The sequence below is a fragment of the Haliea sp. genome (assembly GCF_040222615.1).
Classification (GTDB): Bacteria; Pseudomonadota; Gammaproteobacteria; order Pseudomonadales; family Halieaceae; genus Haliea.
The window spans coordinates 1-18,894 of record NZ_JAVKCQ010000130.1 but is presented as its reverse complement, the minus strand read 5'-3'; the positions used below and the strand labels follow the sequence as shown (position 1 = coordinate 18,894).

Here is an 18,894-nt window from a genome sequence, read left to right as displayed (position 1 = left end):
AGAAAACTTGGCTGGTTTGGATATTCCGAGTTTTATGGCTCCTTTACAGTTTGTTACTCTTGGCAATTGCTCATTTCAATGGTGCTCCACTTGGAAAAGCAATTTTCTCGGTGGTACTTGGCACGGGTTGTTGGATAGGCTGTTACCTGTATTTTTCGAAACAGGACATTCACTTCTTTTCCTCGATACTTAAACATGAAGAGAACCGTTTCACCCGTGCTCTAGCTATGTTCATAATATTAGCTACTATTCACATGATACCCTTTGGTTTGCATAGTTAAGTTGCTTGACTGAGGGCCGATGTGCGGTGATAGCGGCAGGCGAGCAGGAGTCTTATGACTGACAGAGAGAGTCATTTACGCGAACTTATCCTCACCCCGGGACCAATCAAAGTCTATGGAGGCCTCGTCCTCATTGGGGCTGCCCTGATAGCAACAGGCTTCCTGTTAGCTGCGCTTCTCGGGAAGCCGGTGAATTACCCCGCGATCTCTACAGCCATCGGCTACGTGTGCTTCATGTTCCTGCGCGTCTATATTTCCCGAAATCATCCTCCAACCCGCGAGCGGCTATAGTCGGCACATGGTGAACAGGCGTGGGCAGTCATGTCGGGCGGAAACGCGTGGGGAATAGCAGCTTTTGCTGTTCTGGCTTTGCTCTTTTACCTCTCCTGGCGTGGGTTTTCAGGATAGCGGACAGCGCAGCAGTCGCCACCATGTGCTGTCCGAGACCTTCACCTACGAAACCCTCGATCGGCTGACCAGTGCCAGCGTGGGCGGTGGCTGGCTGGTCAACTACTGCATTTAGTGATTTGTTCAGAAAAAGACCCCGTCGTGTTACCCCGACTGGGCTTTTTCTGGCCTGTGTCATTTAACCTCTTCAATCAACGCAATATCCCTTTTAAGCAGATCGTTAACCATCCGGTTCAGCTCAACGCCTTTAGCTTTGGCTTTGGCTGCAAAATAATCCAGCACATCGGCGTCGAGGTACACCGGCATGTTCATGGTAGCGTTGGGGTTATAGAATTTCCCGCGCTCGCCTTTGGAAAAATCATATTCTTCACGCATGGTGTTCACCCTTCGTATTGCTTAATTTCGCGCTTGGTGGCGGGTCTGGCTGAAATTAGCCGGATCGTCACCGCGTTGTCTTGCTGATTGCGGTAGGTATGCGCCACGACCAGATAGTGTTGTCCGTTGGCCTGCCCCAGGGTAATCCAGCGGTCTTCCTCACTGCTGGCGTTGTCATCGTCATAGAGGGTCAGGGCCATCGGGTCCTTAAATACTTCCGTTGCCTGTTCAAAGGATACGCAGTGCTTCTCGGCGTTGCTTCGAGCTTTGACCGGATCCCATTCAAAATTGTACCGCATGGATCAGCCCTTTGTTGCCCTGGGGGAGGATAGAAGGTTTTCAGTCATTGAGAAATGTCTCCTATTGCCACCACGTTGCCCCTCGTCCAGGTTGACCCAGTCTTGCAGAACTTAGCCCAGTCGGCCATCAGTGAACGGCGCTTTTCCACAAGCTCCCCACGAGCGTAGGCCGCCCGGGTGGCATCGCTGTTAACGTGCGCAAGCGACAGTTCTGCCACGTCTTCCGGGTATGCTGTGTGCTCCTGCACCCAAGTTCGGAAGGTGGCGCGGAAACCGTGCGTGGTCACGTTCTGGCCAAGGATTTTCGGCATCCGACTAATCACAACATCAGAAATTGGTTTGTTCCGCGGGCCGGTGAAAATATGCGGACCGAGGCGGGGCAGCGACTCCAGCAGCGCGATCGCGGGATCCGACAACGGCACTTTGTGCTCCCTCCCTCCCTTCATGCGGGAGGCGGGTATCGTCCATAGCTTTGCTTTGAAATTGATTTCGTCCCATGCTGCGCCTCTTGCCTCGCCTGCACGGCTCGCGGTCAAGATGATGAATTGTAGGGCCTTCGCGCCCAGGGACTCTGCAGCCTTCAGACTACGCCAGAACTCCGGCATGTCCGCGACCGGTAAGGCTTTGTAGTGTTCGACCTTGGCGACCTTGGCGCGGGCCGGGAATGAAAGGGCAAGGTTACCTTTCCACCGGGCCGGGTTGTCTCCGGTGCGCAGCCCTTTGACACCAGCCAAGTCGAGTATCCGTTCGACATGCAAGCGCACCCGGCTGGCCGTCTCGTTTTTCACTGCCCATATGGGCTCCAGCATCTTGACGACGTGAGCCCGCTCAATATCGCCCACAACCATCCTCTCCAGGTGCGGAAACGCATAGGTCTCCAGGTGGCTAGTGAGCTTCTGGACTTGCTTGGCGCTTTTGAACTCCGCGCTTTTCTTGTCGATGTACTCCCGCGCCAACTCAGCGAAAGTAACTTGTTTGGCCTGTTGTGCCGCCAGAAGCGATTTTCGCGCTTTCCGGTCCGCAATGGGATCACTGCCCTGCCATATGGTTTCCCGTGCCTCCCGCGCCCTGTGACGAGCCTGGCTGAGACTGACCGTCGGATAACCGCCAAGCCCGATATCCCGGCGCCTACTACCCATCATCACCCGGAGAATCCACGACCGGGCCCCGATGGCCTCCCCCGCCCTGACCGGCGGCTTGCAGACCAGTAGCAGCCCCGAGACACCGCCCACTGCATACACGGCCGCCTTTGCACCTCTGTGCCGCAACCTCCGCACGGCGGCATCGCTCATTTCGGGCACCGACTTTGGCATCACCACTTCCTTCCCAACATAAGGAGGATGATTCGATGATATGCCATGCAATGGAGTGGGACAAGCATTATGAGAAAAGCGCTTGGAATAAAGGGTTTGGCGGCATTTGAAGCGACTGGATGAGACCCCGGAATTTTTCCTCTCCTGGGCACCACTTCAAGATTCCAGAAAAACCCGCACTTTTTACTGTCTCGCCGCTAGTCCTGCGCCCTGAACCTTCAGGCTTCCAGTCACCCGAACCGGCGACGAGGCAGGAGACTGCGGCACAATGAGGGTTTTCGGCCCGAGACACCGGGCCGCCTCATGAGCGCCGTTAATCTCAGGGGGGCGGTCCCATCCCGAATATCTCTCCGCAGTAGGCCGTTGCGTAGGCCTCCCCGTTGCTGGGTACCACGCCTCCCTGGGCAGCCACCAACTCGCTGTCCAGATCATCAACTTCCTGGCAATAATAGTCCAGGGTACACCCCTCAGCCGTCAACGGATCACCGAAAAAGTCCTCGCCGCTGACAAAGGTGTAACTGACCGTCACCGGGGCACCGCAGGTATTGACGAAACAGGGCGGCGGATTCACAGGGCTCGCGGTGTAGGTCGCAGAACCACTGCAACTGCTGGCCCCGATCGATGGCACTGCAATAGCGCCCGCCGTGATGTCCTGCGTCCACAGCCCCGCGCCCAGGGTCAGCCCCATGGCCGCAACTGGAGCCACGACGCGAACTACTGCAGGCCGGTCGCGCAAAACGCGCAGCGTCACCACCATGACCAGCAACGCCAGCGCGATCGTCCCGTAAAGGCCCAAAGTCGGCACTGCCGACACGCCAGTCCAGCTCATACTGATAGTAGAAAACCCTGATGACGGTGGCCCTGCCAATGCCACCTGAGACGCCAACAGCGCCGCAAGACCGTAAATAATCTTCCGCATAGCACCCCCTAAGGCACGATAGTACAGTCTCGGTCAATTTAGCCGCCTCTGGTTGATATGGCAAGGCAAGGCCTGGGCATGTGGCAATCATCCGCGGCTGCCAGTATGCTTGCGCGCTTGAGCAACAGTTGGACCCCGAGTCTTCTCCCATGACCTATTGCCTTGCCATCGCCGTGGAAGACGGCCTGATCTTCTGCTCCGACTCCAGGACCAATGCCGGCCCCGATCGCGTCAGTACCTACAGCAAGATGCACCGGTTCTCGGTGGCCTACGATCGCTCGCTGGTCCTGCTCAGCGCCGGCAACCTGGCCACCAGCCAGGCGGTGATCGCGCAGATCCAGCGCGACCTGGAAGAAGACGCCAAATTCAACATCCTCAAGGCCCGCTATGTCGCTGACGTGGCGGACTATGTGGGTGAGATCAGTGTCCGCGAACAGGCCCGCTACACCGCATCCAGCGCACCGGTAGCGGGGCCCGGGTTCAACGCCGCCGCCACCTTTATCCTCGGCGGTCAGATCAAGGGCCACCACCAGGCCCTGTACTTGATCTACCCCGAGGGGAACCACATTACCGCTTCCGAGCTGTATCCCTACCTGCAGATCGGCGAGACCAAGTACGGCAAGCCCATTCTCGACCGCATCGTGCGCCCGGACACGCCCTATGAAACCGCGATGCGCTGCGCCCTGGTCTCCATGGACTCCACGATCCGCTCCAACGCGACCGTGGGGCCACCGCTGGAGTGCCTGTACTACCGCAATGACAGCCTCAAGCCCTACGCCCGCTATTTCACCCTGGAGGAGCATCACCCTTACCTGGCCAAGCTCCGCCAGAGCTGGGATGACAATATCCGCGAGGCTTTCGAGAAGCTGCCCTCCCTGGGAGAAATCCTGAAGGAAGACGACTAGGCGATGAAGAAAGCCACGCCCGGAGCTGACGAACTGAAGGCCGCCCAGGCCGCCTCCACACTGGCGCTGCGCCGCGTCGGCATTGATACCTACCGGGAAAACGTCGCCTACCTGCACCGCGAGTGCGAGCTGTATCGCGCCGAGGGCTTCCAGGCGCTGGCCAAGGTCGCGGTGAGCAGCAACGGCCAGCGTATCCTGGCCAGCGTCAACGTGGTGGATGACGACGCGATCGTCGGCTGCAGCGAACTGGGCCTGTCCGAGGACGCCTTTGCCCTGCTGGGCCTGGAGGAGGGGCAGCAGGTCCGGGTGTCACAGGCCGAGCCGGCCAGCTCGATTCCCGCCCTGCACCGCAAGATCGCCGGGGAACGCCTGTCCTCGGAGGACTTCCGGGCGATCGTTTCCGACATCGCAGAACACCGTTATTCCAAGATCGAGCTGACCGCGTTCGTGGTCGCCTGCAACCAGTCGGAGCTGGACCGGGAGGAAGTGTTTTTCCTCAGTGACGCCATGAGCCATGTCGGGCGCCGCCTGAACTGGGGCGAACACCCGGTGGTGGACAAGCACTGCATCGGCGGCATACCGGGAAACCGCACCTCCATGCTGGTGGTGCCGATTGTCGCGGCCCACGGCATGCTCTGCCCGAAAACCTCGTCCCGGGCCATCACTTCCCCGGCCGGCACAGCGGACACCATGGAAGTACTGGCCAGGGTAGAACTGTCCTTCGACCAACTCACGGAGATCGTCCACACCCACCGCGGCTGCCTGGCCTGGGGCGGCACCAGCGACCTGTCGCCAGCGGATGATGTCCTGATCGCGGTGGAGCGGCCGCTGTCCATTGACTCGCCGGGCCAGATGGTAGCCTCCATCCTGTCGAAGAAAGCAGCCGCTGGCTCTACCCACCTGGTACTGGACATCCCCATCGGCCCGACCGCCAAGGTCCGCTCCATGCCCGACGCCCAGCGCCTGCGCCGCCTGTTCGAGTTCGTTGCCAAGCGCATGGGGCTGTCCCTGGACGTCGTGATCACCGATGGCCGCCAGCCGGTGGGCAACGGCATCGGTCCGGTGCTGGAGGCCCGCGACGTGATGCGGGTACTGCAGAATCACCCGCTGGCTCCCAACGACCTGCGCCAGAAGGCCCTGCGCCTGGCAGGCCGCATGCTGGAGTTCGACCCGGATGTGCGCGGCGGCGACGGCTTCGCCATCGCCAGGGATATCCTCGACTCCGGCAGGGCCCTGCAGAAGATGCAGGATATTATCGCCGCCCAGGGCGCCACACCGTTCGACCCGGAAAACCCGCCGCTGGCGCCCCTCAGCTTCGAGATCGCGGCCCCGGGGCCCGGCACGGTCATAGGTATCGACAATCTGCAGCTCGCACGCATCGCCCGCCAGGCGGGTGCCCCTCGGGCCGCAGGCGCCGGTGTCGACCTGCTGGCCAAACTGGGCGATACAGTCGCAGCCGGCGATTCCCTGTACCGGGTCCATGCCGCCTACCCCACGGAACTGGGCTTCGCCCGCCAGCTCTGCGAACGCGCCACCGGCTTCACCATCGGCAACGCCGAGGCCATGCCGGCTCTGTTCGTGGAATTCTGATGGCCGCGCTGGTACTGCATTTTGCCGACGAGCGCACCGCGGCCACGCGCCTGGCCAGTGCCTGCGCCCTGCCGGTGGCGGAAATCGCCAGCCACCGTTTCCCGGACGAGGAACTCAAACTGACACTGCCCGATGCGGCCGTTGACGGCCCGCCGGACACCCTGGTGCTCTACCGCAGCCTGGACCGTCCCAACGACAAACTCGTTGAGCTGCTATTGGTCGCCCGGCACGCGCGACAACTGGGCGTGCGGCAACTACTGCTGGTTGCGCCCTACCTGGGCTATATGCGCCAGGACATCGCTTTCCACCCGGGGGAGATTGTCAGCCAGAAAATTGTCGGCGCTTTCCTGGCGGAGTTGTTCGACGGTCTGATCACCGTGGACCCCCATCTCCACCGTATCAGCCGTCTGCAGGAGGCGGTGCCATTGACGGCGGCTATAGCACTTTCCGCCGCACCCAGCCTGGCGGAGCTGGTGAACCAGCGCCGCCAGCGGCCGCTGTTGATCGGCCCGGATGCAGAGTCTGCACAGTGGGTCGAGAGCGCGGCGCGGGCCCGGGACCTGGAGTACGCCGTATGCAGCAAGGTCAGGCACGGGGACACCCAGGTGGAAATCGCGCTGCCCGCCGTCGACGTCTCCGGCCGCGAGATCGTGCTGCTGGATGATGTCGCCAGCTCCGGGCGCACGCTTGCCGCAGCTGCCCGGCTGTTGCTGGCGGCGGGCGCGCGTTCCGTTGATGTGGCTGTCACCCACGCCCTCTTCGCCGGGGATGCACTGCAGGTCATGACCGCGGCAGGTATCGCGGAGGTCTGGAGCACCGACTGTATTGCTCACTCCAGCAACGCGGTGCCGATGGCGCCCATCCTGGCAGGCGCCCTGCTGCCGCTCCTCTAGCGGCAACAGCTCGCTGCCAGCGCCGCGGGATTCAGGTCATGGTCTGCAGCCGGCGTATCGCCCGCTCCACGAAACAGAGCTTGGACTCGACAAAGCTGTTGATGACAAAGGGGTAGGCGTCGCCACGACCAACGCTGCGATTAAGCTCATTGAGCGTAATGCTGAGGTCGCGCCAGAGGGCGATGCGGGCACTGATATCCAGGCTGTCAATGTCCTCGCGGGTCACGCCGTAGGCTGCCGCCGTTTCCAGGGCATCCTCGATATGCAGATAATGACCCCAGGTCTCGGCCCAGTCCTCTGCCGGATGGGCGCTGGCATAGGCGCTGATGTAGAAGTTGCGCCACTCTGGCGACGGCCCCTCCCGGTAGTGCCGATCCAGGGCGCCAGCGTAGTCCATGGTCTCGTCCCCGAACAGTTCGGCAAAACCCGCCCGCAGATCACTGTCGCGCCCCAGCCGCGACCAGTAGTAGTGACCCGATTCGTGGCGCAGATGCCCCAGCACTGTGCGGTAGTGCTCGTTCATCTGCTCCCTGGCCACCACCCGCGCCACCTCATCGGCTTCCAGCGTATTGATGGTAATCACGCCGCCCAGGAAGCCGGTGCTGGCAAAGGTCTCCGCAAATTCCTCGTGGCTGCGGCCATCCTCGATGAAATCCAGCAGGAGACCGTCGCGGGGATCGCGCCAGCCGTTCACCAGCGGCAGGCCCAGGCTGAGCAGGGTGTAGAACAAGCGTTTCTTGCCCTGTTCGAGAATCCACCAGCGCTGGATATTCCCGGGGAGTGACAGATTCGGGATGACGCGGTTGAACTGGCAGGCGAAGCAGAGCGGGTGGGAGTCCTCGGGCGGGCACAGCTCAGCCGGCTGCTCCTCGGCCGGGCACACCTCAGCCGGCCGCCCCTCGGCCGGGCACAACCAATTGCAGACGTCCCATTGGGTGCCGTTGTCGCAGAGGCGATAGTGGGTGCCGTTGGCGCCGAGATAGAGCCCCTCACCCTGTGGCTGCAGGCTCTGCATGCTCTGGGTGGCGGGATCAAAGCCGAGCCTGGCACCGCAATGCACACAATCCCGGCTTTCGAAGAAGACCTGGCTGCCACAGGCACACTGCAGGCGCTTCACGGTGTATCCGGGTGGAACCAGGTCGCCGTGATTACTCCGTGCAATTCGCTCAACAGGGACTGGAACTCATCGATATAGCGGTGCAGCTCGTCCCGTGTCATGTGGTCGGGGTTCAGTCGCGACAACTTGCGCCGGCCACGATCCAGAACGCGCAAAGCCGCCTGATGGCTTTTCAGCGGCTTGAGCTCCTCGCGCGCCCCGGCGAGGCAGAAGGCCACCGACCGTGGCAGCATCGCTTCCCGGAACACGAAGTCCACGACCCGTCCTGCCTCCACCAGCGGCCCGATCATGCGCCGGTAGGCGCCGAACGCGGACAGGGCCTGCAACAGGGACGCCCAGATCAGCGGGTCAATGGCGCCATGGGTGCCGTCCCGGGCCAGGATCTCGCCGGCGCCGACGTCCATCAGGCGGGTGGTCATGTCCGAGCGCTCCAGCAAATGCCCCAGCCTGAGGAAGCGGTAGGCGTGGTCACGCGGCAGGGTCGAGGCCAGCATGCCGTTGATCAGCTGGCAGCGATTGACGATCTCCTCGAGGAAGGCCTGGCGATTGCGCCGACCAACGGATTTTTCCGCCGTGTCATTGGTGTAGAGATACAGTTCGTTGATCTGCTCCCAGGTTTCCTCCGGCAGCACGTCGCGGGTCGTGCGCACGTTCTCCCGGGCCCAGCGTACCGCGAACGGTATGCTCGACACATTGTCCTGCTCGGCCATCAGGTAGCGCAGCACATTCTGCTCATTGCCCACCCGGTAACTGGCATAAAAAGCGGGCTCCGCATCCAGAATGCGGATCAGCACATCCCAACCCAGCTCCGAACCCCGGGGAATATCCATGATCAAGTGGTTGTAGGCCGCCACCAGGCGCGCGGTGTCTTCCGCCCGCTCCAGGTAGCGCGCCATCCAGTACAGGCGTTCGGCAACGCTGGACAGCATGGTCATGCCTTGCCCTCCACAATCCAGGTGTCCTTGCTGCCGCCGCCCTGGGAGGAATTCACCACCAGCGAACCCTTCACCAGCGCTACCCGGGTCAGCCCCCCCGGCGTGACCCAGCTGTCCTCACCCTGCAGGATGAACGGGCGCAGGTCCAGGTGGCGGGGCTCGACCGCGTCGTCGATATAGGTCGGAGCGGTGGACAGGGACAGGGTCGGCTGGGCCACGTAATTGCGCGGGTTCTCCTCGATCAGGCGTGCAAACTTGCGCCGTACCGCGGCGCTGCTGTGGGGGCCAACCATGATCCCGTAGCCGCCGGACTCGTTGGCAGGCTTCACCACCAGCTTGTCCAGGTTGTTCAACACATACTCCCGGTCCTTTTCCCGCATGCACAGGTAGGTCGGGACACTGGCCAGCAGTGGCTTTTCCTTGAGGTAGTAGCGAATCATCTCCGGCACATAGGCGTAGATGACCTTGTCATCCGCAACCCCGCTGCCGGGCGCGTTGGCAATGGCCACCTTGCCCGCCTTCCAGGCCCGCATCAGGCCCGGCGCCCCCAGCATGGAGTCCGGCCGGAACGCCTCCGGGTCCATGAACTCCTCGTCGATACGGCGATAGATCACGTCCACCCGCACCGGCCCGTCCACCGTGCGCATATAGACACAGTCATCGTCCGCCACCAGCAGGTCACTGCCCTCGACCAGCTCCGCACCCATGCCCTGGGCGAGGTAGGCGTGTTCAAAGTAGGCGGAATTGTAGATACCGGGAGTCAACACCACGATGCAGGGACGGCGCCGCTCCCGCGGCGAGAGTGATGCCAGGGTCTGGTAAAGCTTTGACGGGTAGTCGTCCACCGGCAGGATACTGTAGTTTTCAAACAGCTCCGGCAGCACCCGCTTGGTGATTTCCCGGTTTTCCAGCATGTAGGACACCCCGGAGGGTACCCGCAGGTTGTCCTCCAGGACATAGAACTTGCCGTCGCCATCGCGCACCAGGTCGGAACCGCAAATATGCGCCCAGACGCCAAACCGGGGCGACATCCCTGCACAGGGGGCCTTGTAGTTGCCGGATTCCAGCACCACCTCGGCGGGCACCACACCATCGGCGAGGATCGACTGCTTGTTGTAGACGTCGTCAATGAAGCGGTTGAGGGCGAGGCTGCGCTGGCGCAGGCCATCGCTGACCGCCTGCCACTGCCGCGCTGAGATCACCCGGGGAATGATGTCGAAGGGCCAGGCTCTATCAATATTGCCGCCCTCGGTATAGACCGTAAAGGATATACCCATTTCGCGGATGGCGAGCTCCGCCGCGGCGCGGCGCGCCGCCATTTCCTCCAGCGGCAGCTGTTGCAAGAGCCGGATGGCCCCGCGAGCGGCCGCCCGTGGCTGGCCTTTGGGCGTAATCAACTCGTCGAAGAAGTTGCCCGTTTGATACGACTTCCAGCTCTCGTTCATCGTTTCCCTGAATACAGTTGGGCACTTCTCCCGAGATTACACAAAAGCGGCAACCGTCGCCAGCGGCAGCGCCGCTTAACCGCCCCGCCCAAACCCGCTACACTGGAATGAAAGTCAGACTCCAGGGTCGCAGCCATGCCCAAAGCCATTCACCATCGCGCCTGTCACCTCTGCGAAGCCATCTGCGGTCTGCTCATCGAGACCGATGGCACGCAGGTCCTGTCGATCAAGGGCGACCCGGAAGACCCCCTGAGCCGAGGCCACATCTGCCCCAAGGCGATAGCGCTACAGGATATCCACGAAGATCCGGACCGCCTGCGAGGGCCGGTGCAGCGAGTCCGGGGCAGCAACGGTGCGGCGGACAGCTGGCAGGATATCGGCTGGGAGCAAGCTCTGGATACGACCGCGAGGCGTCTGGTGGAGATCGCCCAACGCGATGGCGTCGATGCCGTCGGCGTCTATCTGGGCAACCCCACCGTCCACAACTACGGCATGATGACCCACCAGAAAAACCTGTTCCGCCATTTCCGCACCAGCAATCGCTTCTCCGCCACCTCGGTGGACCAGCTGCCGCACCACCTGGTCGCACTGTGGCTGTTCGGACACAAGTCCCTGTTCCCGATCCCGGATATCGACCGCTGCGACTATTTCCTGATGCTGGGCGCCAACCCGATTGCCTCCAATGGCAGCATCTGGACGGTGCCCGACGTGCGCCGCCGGATCAAGGACCTCAAGCGCCGTGGCGCCAGGCTGGTGGTGGTGGACCCGCGGCGCACGGAAACAGCGCAGCTCGCCAGCGAGCACCTGTTCATTACCCCGGGCACCGATGCCCTGTTCCTGCTGGCATTGCTGCAGACCCTGTTCGCCGAAGACCTCGTTGACCCGGGCGCCCTCGGCGGCTTTGTCACCGGGCTGCAGACAGTGGCCGCCGCCATTGCTGATTTTACGCCGGAATTCGCCGCCCGCCATACCGGTATTGACCCGGCGACCACGCGACGCATTGCCCGTGAACTCGCGGCCGCAGGCGCGGGCATCTGTTATGGCCGCATGGGGGTCTCCACCCAGGCCTACGGCACCCTGTGCCAGTGGCTTCTGCAGCTGCTCAACATCGCCACCGGCAACCTCGACAAACCGGGCGGGTCCCTGTTCACCCTGCCGGCGGTTGATCAGGTCAGCAGCATCAGCCCCGGCGGGTTTGGCCGCAACCACAGCCGGGTGCGCAAGCTACCGGAGTTCGACCGGGAGCTGCCCGCGGCAGCCATGGCGGAGGAAATCACCACCCCGGGGGAGGGCCGGATACGAGCCCTGTTCGTCGGCGCCGGCAACCCCGTCCTTTCCACGCCCAACGGTCGGCAGCTGGATGCGGCGCTGGAACAGCTGGAATTCATGGTCTGCCTGGACCCCTACCTGAACGAGACCACCCGCCACGCCGATATCATCCTCCCGCCCACCTCGCCACTGGAGCACGACCACTACGATCTCGCCTTTCACATCAACGCCATCCGCAACACTGCCCGGCACAGCGAGGCGGTGTTCGCCAAACCCGAGGGCGCGCTGCACGACTGGGAAATATTCGCCGAGCTGGGCAACCGGGTGGCGCAGCTGCTGGGCCAGGACAGCCAGCCGGCCATGCCACCACACGAGATTATCGATATGGGCCTGCAAATGGGTCCCTACGGCGAGCGCCAGGGCAGCCCCCACGCCCTGAGCCTGGCGAAGCTGCGACAGCATCCTTCGGGCATCGATCTGGGGCCACTGCGGCCACAGCTGCCGCAGCGTTTGCAAACCGCCGGCAAAACCATCAACTGCGCCACGCCCCAGCCACTGGCCGACCTGCAGCGACTCCGGGACCAGTACAGTGGCGAGGGCGATGACCTGCTGCGGCTGATAGGGCGCCGCCACGTGCGCTCGAACAATTCATGGATGCACAACTACCGCCGCCTGGTGAAGGGCAAGGACCGCTGCACCTTGCTGATGCACCCGCGGGACATGCACCGTCGGGGCATTCAGGACGGTGCCGCGGCGACCGTGAGTTCAAGGGCCGGTGCGGTAACAGTGACCGTGGAGGCCAGCGAGGACATGATGCCGGGGGTGGTCAGCCTGCCCCACGGGTTCGGCCACAACCGCCCGGGTATCCGCATGCAGACCGCGGTGCGCCACGCCGGCGTCAGCTGCAACGACGTCACCGATGAACTGCTGCTGGACGCCTTGTCGGGCAACGCGGCGGTCAACGGCGTGCCGGTAGCCGTAAGCGCCGGCGGCAGCTGAACGGCGGGATTCGCTGTGCTCCAATTGCCGCAGCCCGAGGAAATTTTCAGGTAGAATCGACAGACCGTACACCGCCTCGGGAGGGCGCAGGCATGGAAATTTCCACCATCGTAACCTGGCTGGTACTGCTGGGCCTGGTCATTTACGTCATCGGTATCTACAACCAGCTGGTCACGCTGAAGAACCGGTTCCAGAACGCGTTTGCCCAGATTGAAGTACAGCTGAAGCGGCGCTACGACCTCATCCCCAACCTGGTGGAAACCGCCCGGGCTTACATGAGCCACGAGCGGGAGACTCTGGACGCGGTGACTACGGCGCGCAACGAAGCTGCGGCGATCCTCAAGTCCCTGGGTGCCGGCAATATCGGCGGCGCGGACATGGCCAGGCTCGCCGGGGCGGAAAACGCCCTGCAGGGCGCTCTCGGCAAGCTCAGCGTCACCATGGAAGCCTATCCGGACCTCAAAGCCAGCGAGAACATGCAGCAGTTGTCCGAGGAGCTGACCAATACCGAGAACCGGGTTGCCTTCGCCCGCCAGGGCTACAACGATGCTGTCATGACCTACAACACCTACCGCCAGAGCTTCCCGCCGGTGGTATTGGCAGCGACTTTCGGCCATCCCGGCGACGCACAGTTGCTGGAATTCGATGACTCGGCCCAGATCCAGGCGGCACCCAAGGTCAGCTTCTGAGCGGCAGTCGCGCAGCATTCGCCTGAGCGCCTGACGTGGATTTCTTTGCCCAGCAGGATCTGGCCCGGCGCAACACGCGCCTGCTGACCATTCTGTTCCTGGCCGCGGTCGCCGCCCTGATCCTGTTGACCAATGCCATGGTCGCCGCCTTCCTCTGGTGGGGCGACGGCTACAATCTGTATGCCGGACAGCGCGGGAGCTGGCGCGAATTCCTCGCCTACTTCAACTGGGCGCGCTTCGGCAGTATCGGCCTGGGCGTTGGCGCCACGGTGGCGCTGGTCGCCCTGGTCAAATGGCTGCAGCTTGCATCCGGGGGCAAAGTGGTGGCGGAAGCCATGGGCGGGACACGGGTGCTGCCACAGACCCTGGACCCGGCTGAGCGCCGCTGCCTCAACATCGTCGATGAAATGGCCCTGGCTGCGGGCATGCCGGTACCGCCGGTCTACGTCATGAACGGCGAGCGGGGCATCAACGCCTTCGCTGCCGGGACCACTCCCGCCGATGCCGTGATCGGCGTCACCCGCGGCACGATCACGCACCTCAAGCGCCACGAACTGCAGGGGGTCATTGCCCACGAGTTCAGCCATATCCTCAATGGCGATATGCGCCTCAATTTGCGCCTGGCTGCGCTGCTCAAAGGCATAACCTTCATCGGCGATGTCGGCCATATACTGCTGCGCTCCAGCCGCCATCACCGCACCGGCAACGATCGCGACCGCAGCACGGGCGGCCCGGCCTTGCCCCTGCTGGGGCTGGGGCTATGGATTACCGGCTGGTTGGGAGGGATCGCGGCGGGCTTCATCAAGGCCGCCATCAGCCGCCAGAAGGAATACCTGGCCGACGCCTGCGCGGTGCAGTACACCCGCGACAACAGCGGTATCGCCAATGCCCTCAAGGTGATCGGCGGGTATATCCCGGGTTCGCTGGTGCATGCCGCCAGGGCCGACGAGATGTCGCATATCTTCTTTGGCCAGATCCGGCACCAGCTGTGGCAATTGTTCGCCACCCACCCGCCACTGCCGCGGCGAATCCAGCGCCTGGATCCGCAGTGGAACGGGCGGTACATTGAGCGACGGGTAGAGCATTATCAGGAGCATGCGCGGCAACCGGGTGCGGCCGAGGTCGGGGTTGGGCGCGCGGCACTGGTGACGGCCGCCCTGGCCGCCGCCGAGCTTGCGCGGGAACAGGCGCCGGTCGATTCCGCTCCCGATGCCGAGTTTGCTTGCGATCCAGCGGGGCAGATGGAAGAGACACCGGTCTGCCACCGTCAGCTGCCGCCGGCCTTCGTGCGCTTCAGCCACGAGCCCCTGGGCGCCACCGCGCTGGTAGTGGCGATACTCCTGAGCCCCCAGGCCAGTGTCCGCGACAAACAGTACGGGTTGCTCAGGGACAGCGGCATCCAGGGCCTGGAGGACCTGGCCCACACCCTCCAGGAAGGTGTGGCGCAACTCGATCCCGGACAGCGCCTGCCCCTGCTGGAGCTGTGTCTGCCGGCCCTGAAGAGTCAGTCGCTGGCCCAGTACCGACGGTTCAAGCGCACAGTGCTGGGGGTGATCCGGGCCGACCGACGCACCGACCTGCTGGAGTGGTGCCTGTACCAGCTGCTGCGCCATTACCTCGATCCTGAGTTCATCCAGGTGAAACCGGCCACCCCGCGCCATCGCAGCCTCGACAAGGTCCGCTACCCGCTGCGGATGGTGCTGTCCATGCTGGCCCACCACGGCAGCGGCGAGGCCGTCACCACATTCCGCCTCGCAGCGGACGAGCTGGGCTACCCCAGGCTCCAGCTGCTGGCGGCAGAAGATTGCAGCCTGGAGGCTTTCGCCCGGTCTGTGCAGCAGCTCGCGGACTGCTACCCGCTGCTCAAACCAAAACTACTGAAGGCCATGAGCAGGGCCGCCAGTGCCGACGGGCAGTTAAGCCCGGTCGAGCGGGAGCTGCTGGCAAGCATCGCCGCGGCCATGGACTGTCCGCTGCCCGATGTCCTCGACAATCAACCGGCAGCAATCCACTAACGCCGCTTTTCACCAATTGCGTCCAGCCGCCCCGACGCCCCGGCGATACCGCCGATTCTCTGCTATGTTTTTAGTCCGGCACCTCAAAACTGCCACCTGCTGCTACAGGGATGAAGCAGCCAGGACGGGCAGGGTGCCGCACACATATCTGCAATAACCTGAACAGGGAGGTTCTGGTGATGGAACAGACTCACACCACACTCAATCCGGCCCGCTGGCGCGATGCCCGCCCCGCCACCGCTGCCCGCCGCCATTCCGAATCACGCACTACCGACAGAGTGCTGCATATCCTGCTGCGGGGGGACCTGTCGCGGCTGCGGGTGGACACCGTGGCGGCAGAGCTCGGCATGAGTGCGACGACCCTTCGCCGCCGCCTGCGCAGCGACCACACCCACTACCAGTTCCTGCTGGATCGCGCCCGGCAGTACCGCTGCGAGCAGGCCCTGCGCAGCAACTGGAGGCCGGGAAAATGCCTGGCCCATGAGCTGGGCTATCTGGAGGTGAACAGCTTCTACCGGGCTTTTCGCCGCTGGACGGGTATCGGATTCAGTACCTGGAAGCTGCGCCACTACTGACAGCGCTGGACAAGTCGGCGGCACCGGCGGTATAAGAGGGGCCCTCACAGCCTGGAAACTCCGCAATGGCCCTGGTAGCTTTGGTAAGCCTGTTGATACTGGTGCAGTACCTGATCTTCATCATGCTCTGCGGCGCCCAGCGCGGCCGCTCCGGTTTGGCTGCGCCAGCGGTTTCCGGCGATCCTGACTTCGAGCGCGCCTACCGGGTGCAGATGAATACCCTGGAGCAGATGGTGATAACGCTGCCTGCCCTGTGGCTGAGCGGCCTCTACTTCAATCCCGAAGTGGCGGCCGGTCTCGGGCTGGCGTTCCTGATCGGCCGGATCCTCTACCGCAACAGCTACGTCAAGGATCCGGCCAAGCGGGGCCCCGGGATGATCATCGGCTTTGTCGCCAATATTGCGCTGCTGGGCACCGCCCTCTGGGGCATGGTGCCGCACCTCTGGTAAGGCCGGGAAAAACCCGGGTCAGGCGTCGAAGGGATGGCGCAGGACAATGGTCTCCACCCGGTCAGGCCCGGTGGAAATAATGTCGATGGGCGCACCGACCACTTCCTCGATTTTGTGGATGTAGTCCCGCGCTGCCTGGGGCAAATCTTCCAGCGTTCGTGCGCCCACGGTGGATTCGCTCCAGCCCGGCACCTCTTCATACACCGGTACCAACCCGTCGTAGTCGTCTGAATCAACCGGGTTCGGCACGGCATTCCCGCTGCTGTCCGCATAGCCGACGCAGATCTGGATCGTTTCCAGCCCGTCCAGTACGTCCAGCTTGGTCAGGCACAGGCCGGACACAGAGTTGATGTTCACGGCATTGCGCAAAGCGACCGCGTCGAACCAGCCACAGCGGCGGGGGCGACCGGTGGTGGCGCCGAACTCGTGGCCGCGGGAAGCCAGGTAGGCGCCGGTAGCATCAAAAAGCTCGGTAGGAAAAGGCCCGGAACCCACCCGGGTGGTGTAGGCCTTGGTGATACCCAACACATAATCCAGGAACAGCGGACCAAAACCAGAGCCGGTGGCGGTGCCTCCCGCCGTGGTGTTGGAGCTGGTAACAAAGGGGTAGGTACCGTGATCGATATCCAGCAAGGAGCCCTGGGCGCCCTCGAACATGATGTTGGCATCGGTCTTGCGGCACTCGTGCAACAGGGCGGTGACATCCGCCACCATGGGCAGCAGCTCGCCGGCCATCGCCAGGGTCTCGCGCAGCACAGTGTCGTAGTCCAGTGGCTCGACCTTGTAGTAGTGCTCCAGCTGGAAGTTGTGATAGTCCATGACCTCCCGCAGCTTGGTGGCAAAGCGCTCGGGGTCCTTGAGGTCGCCGAGGCGGACCCCGCGACGGGCGGCCTTGTCCTCGTAGGCGGGACCGATGCCACGCCCCGTGGTCCCGATCTTGGCCTCACCGCGACGGATTTCACGGGCCACGTCCAGTGCCACGTGGTAGGGCAGGATCAGGGGACAGGAGGGGGAAATTTTCAGGCGCTCACGCACCGGCACACCCTTGGCTTCCAGTTCACCAATTTCCTTCAGCAAGGCATCCGGTGCCAACACCACTCCGTTGCCGATCAGGCACCGCACGTTGGCCCGCAGGATACCGGAGGGAATGAGGTGCAACACGGTCTTCTGGCCGTCGATCACCAGGGTGTGGCCGGCGTTGTGGCCACCCTGAAAGCGGACCACTGCGCTGGCCTGGTCGGTCAGCAAGTCAACGATCTTGCCCTTGCCCTCATCGCCCCACTGGGTACCGAGAACTACTACATTCTTGCTCATGAACATCCAACTCGTGTGATTGATCAGGAAGCGAGGGGCTGTACCAGCCACTCGCCAGCAACTTCCACCAACTCCCGGTCGCAGCGCGGATCCGGCTCCGCTCCCAGGCAGTTGATCACCGTCTCTCCGGCGGCGCGCAGTGCAGCAACGCGCGCCAGCAGTGCGGGGGCTTCGGCAATGGGGGCGCTGATAGCGCCGCGCTCCGCATCGGCCGCCGGGAACAGGGCCATCAGGGCCTTGAGGTCCGTAGCGAAGCCGGTGGCGGGGCGCGCCCGGCCAAAAACCTTGCCCACATCGTTATAACGACCGCCGTTGGCGAGTGCCTGGCCATGGCCCGGCACATAGGCGGCAAAGACCATGCCGGTGTGATAGTGATAACCGCGCAGCTCCGCCAGGTCGAAGTAGATCGCCAGATCAGGGTGTCGCTGCTCCACCGCCGCGGCCACCGCTTCCAGCGCCGCCACCGCGGCCAGGGCCGCCGGCGCCGCCTGGGCAAGCTGGTCCCGGGCCCGGGCCAGCACGGCGGCATCGCCGTGCAGCTCGAGCAAGCCGGTAATCAGCCCGGCCACCGGCCCGTCGAGCCCCACCAGGGCCTCCTCGAGATCGGGCCGCGACTTGCGCTGCAGGGCATCAAATACATCCGCTTCCTGCTCCGGGGAGAGTCCCGCCTCCGCCAGCACGGCTTCATAGACGCCAACATGCCCCAGGTCCAGGGTAATGTCGGCCAGCCCCGCATGCTCCAGCGTTGCCAGCATAAGCGCGATCACTTCCACGTCTGCAGCGAGGCTGTCGTCGCCATAGAGTTCGGCGCCAAGCTGGATGGGTGAGCGTGAGGCCAGCAGGGACTGGGGCCGGGTGTGCAGGGTGGAGCCCGCGTAGCACAGGCGGGTGACGCCGGGCTGCGCCAGGCTGTGGGCGTCGATCCGGGCTACCTGGGGGGTGATGTCGGCGCGGATACCCAGGGTACGGCCGCTGATCTGGTCGGTCATCTTGAAGGTGAGCAGATCCAGGTCCCGGCCCAGGCCGATCAGCAGGGACTCCGTAAACTCCATTAGCGGTGGGATCACCAGCTGGTAGCCCCAGCTGCGATACAGGTCCAGCAGC

The 18,894-nt window shown here is 63.4% G+C and carries 18 protein-coding genes; 9 read left to right on the top strand and 9 right to left on the bottom strand.

From position 1 onward, the window contains the following. On the top strand, window positions 1-193 hold a 193-nt coding region (locus RJQ10_RS10600), incomplete at its 5' end, for a hypothetical protein (RefSeq protein WP_350146368.1). A gap of 670 nt (window positions 194-863) precedes the next feature. Here the strand turns inward: RJQ10_RS10600 and RJQ10_RS10595 are convergent. The 4 genes from RJQ10_RS10595 to RJQ10_RS10580 form a co-directional block, all read right to left on the bottom strand. After that, window positions 864-1,064 (bottom strand): hypothetical protein, encoded by a 201-nt coding sequence (locus RJQ10_RS10595; RefSeq protein WP_350146366.1) that lies wholly within the window; start codon window positions 1,062-1,064, stop codon window positions 864-866. A gap of 5 nt (window positions 1,065-1,069) precedes the next feature. Then, window positions 1,070-1,363, bottom strand: a complete 294-nt coding sequence (locus tag RJQ10_RS10590) for a BrnT family toxin (RefSeq protein WP_350146363.1) — start codon at window positions 1,361-1,363, stop codon at window positions 1,070-1,072. A gap of 44 nt (window positions 1,364-1,407) precedes the next feature. Continuing rightward, the gene (locus tag RJQ10_RS10585; protein ID WP_350146361.1) at window positions 1,408-2,676 is read right to left on the bottom strand and encodes a tyrosine-type recombinase/integrase; all 1,269 of its coding nucleotides are present in this window, start codon (window positions 2,674-2,676) and stop codon (window positions 1,408-1,410) included. A gap of 319 nt (window positions 2,677-2,995) precedes the next feature. Then, the gene (locus RJQ10_RS10580; RefSeq protein WP_350146360.1) at window positions 2,996-3,481 is read right to left on the bottom strand and encodes a hypothetical protein; all 486 of its coding nucleotides are present in this window, start codon (window positions 3,479-3,481) and stop codon (window positions 2,996-2,998) included. 263 nt (window positions 3,482-3,744) lie between these two features. On the opposite strand from RJQ10_RS10580, the gene RJQ10_RS10575 reads away from it, so the two are divergent. Genes RJQ10_RS10575 through RJQ10_RS10565 form a run of 3 tightly spaced genes read left to right on the top strand, consistent with a single transcriptional unit; the run spans window position 3,745 to window position 6,983 of the window. Next, entirely contained in the window at window positions 3,745-4,500 is a 756-nt protein-coding gene (locus RJQ10_RS10575) for an Ntn hydrolase family protein (protein WP_350146358.1), read from the top strand. 3 nt (window positions 4,501-4,503) lie between these two features. Then, entirely contained in the window at window positions 4,504-6,090 is a 1,587-nt protein-coding gene (locus RJQ10_RS10570; protein ID WP_350146356.1) for a thymidine phosphorylase family protein, read from the top strand. Further along, complete coding sequence (locus tag RJQ10_RS10565) at window positions 6,090-6,983, top strand: ribose-phosphate diphosphokinase (RefSeq protein WP_350146354.1); 894 nt, start codon at window positions 6,090-6,092, stop codon at window positions 6,981-6,983. Before RJQ10_RS10570 ends, RJQ10_RS10565 begins: the two co-directional genes overlap by 1 nt. A gap of 31 nt (window positions 6,984-7,014) precedes the next feature. Here RJQ10_RS10565 and RJQ10_RS10560 read toward each other — a convergent pair whose 3' ends face one another. From RJQ10_RS10560 to RJQ10_RS10550, 3 genes are read right to left on the bottom strand one after another with little or no spacing between them, the layout of a single operon-like run. After that, window positions 7,015-8,100, bottom strand: coding sequence for a zinc-binding metallopeptidase family protein (locus RJQ10_RS10560; protein WP_350146352.1), 1,086 nt, complete (start codon window positions 8,098-8,100; stop codon window positions 7,015-7,017). Beyond that, window positions 8,097-9,035, bottom strand: a complete 939-nt coding sequence (locus RJQ10_RS10555) for an alpha-E domain-containing protein (RefSeq protein ID WP_350146350.1) — start codon at window positions 9,033-9,035, stop codon at window positions 8,097-8,099. Before RJQ10_RS10555 ends, RJQ10_RS10560 begins: the two co-directional genes overlap by 4 nt. Beyond that, window positions 9,032-10,480 (bottom strand): circularly permuted type 2 ATP-grasp protein, encoded by a 1,449-nt coding sequence (locus RJQ10_RS10550; protein WP_350146348.1) that lies wholly within the window; start codon window positions 10,478-10,480, stop codon window positions 9,032-9,034. The genes RJQ10_RS10555 and RJQ10_RS10550 overlap by 4 nt, the downstream gene beginning before the upstream one ends. Window positions 10,481-10,615: 135 nt before the next feature. Here RJQ10_RS10550 and RJQ10_RS10545 point away from each other — a divergent pair, with 135 nt between their 5' ends. From RJQ10_RS10545 to RJQ10_RS10525, 5 genes are all read left to right on the top strand, one after another. Next, complete coding sequence (locus RJQ10_RS10545; RefSeq protein ID WP_350146346.1) at window positions 10,616-12,748, top strand: molybdopterin oxidoreductase family protein; 2,133 nt, start codon at window positions 10,616-10,618, stop codon at window positions 12,746-12,748. 92 nt (window positions 12,749-12,840) lie between these two features. Next, the gene (locus RJQ10_RS10540; protein ID WP_350146344.1) at window positions 12,841-13,437 is read left to right on the top strand and encodes a LemA family protein; all 597 of its coding nucleotides are present in this window, start codon (window positions 12,841-12,843) and stop codon (window positions 13,435-13,437) included. A gap of 35 nt (window positions 13,438-13,472) precedes the next feature. Next, window positions 13,473-15,452: a M48 family metalloprotease gene (locus tag RJQ10_RS10535; RefSeq protein ID WP_350146342.1), complete on the top strand. Its 1,980-nt coding sequence runs from the start codon at window positions 13,473-13,475 to the stop codon at window positions 15,450-15,452. A gap of 179 nt (window positions 15,453-15,631) precedes the next feature. Continuing rightward, complete coding sequence (locus RJQ10_RS10530; protein ID WP_350146370.1) at window positions 15,632-16,027, top strand: helix-turn-helix domain-containing protein; 396 nt, start codon at window positions 15,632-15,634, stop codon at window positions 16,025-16,027. A 65-nt stretch (window positions 16,028-16,092) separates the two neighbouring features. After that, a complete protein-coding gene (locus RJQ10_RS10525) occupies window positions 16,093-16,476 on the top strand; it encodes an MAPEG family protein (RefSeq protein WP_350146340.1) in 384 nt (127 codons plus the stop codon). Between the two features lie 18 nt (window positions 16,477-16,494). On the opposite strand, the gene RJQ10_RS10520 is transcribed toward RJQ10_RS10525, so the two are convergent. Continuing rightward, entirely contained in the window at window positions 16,495-17,790 is a 1,296-nt protein-coding gene (locus RJQ10_RS10520; RefSeq protein ID WP_350146337.1) for an adenylosuccinate synthase, read from the bottom strand. Window positions 17,791-17,813: 23 nt separating this feature from the next. Further along, on the bottom strand, window positions 17,814-18,894 hold a 1,081-nt coding region (locus RJQ10_RS10515), incomplete at its 5' end, for an ATP phosphoribosyltransferase regulatory subunit (protein WP_350146335.1).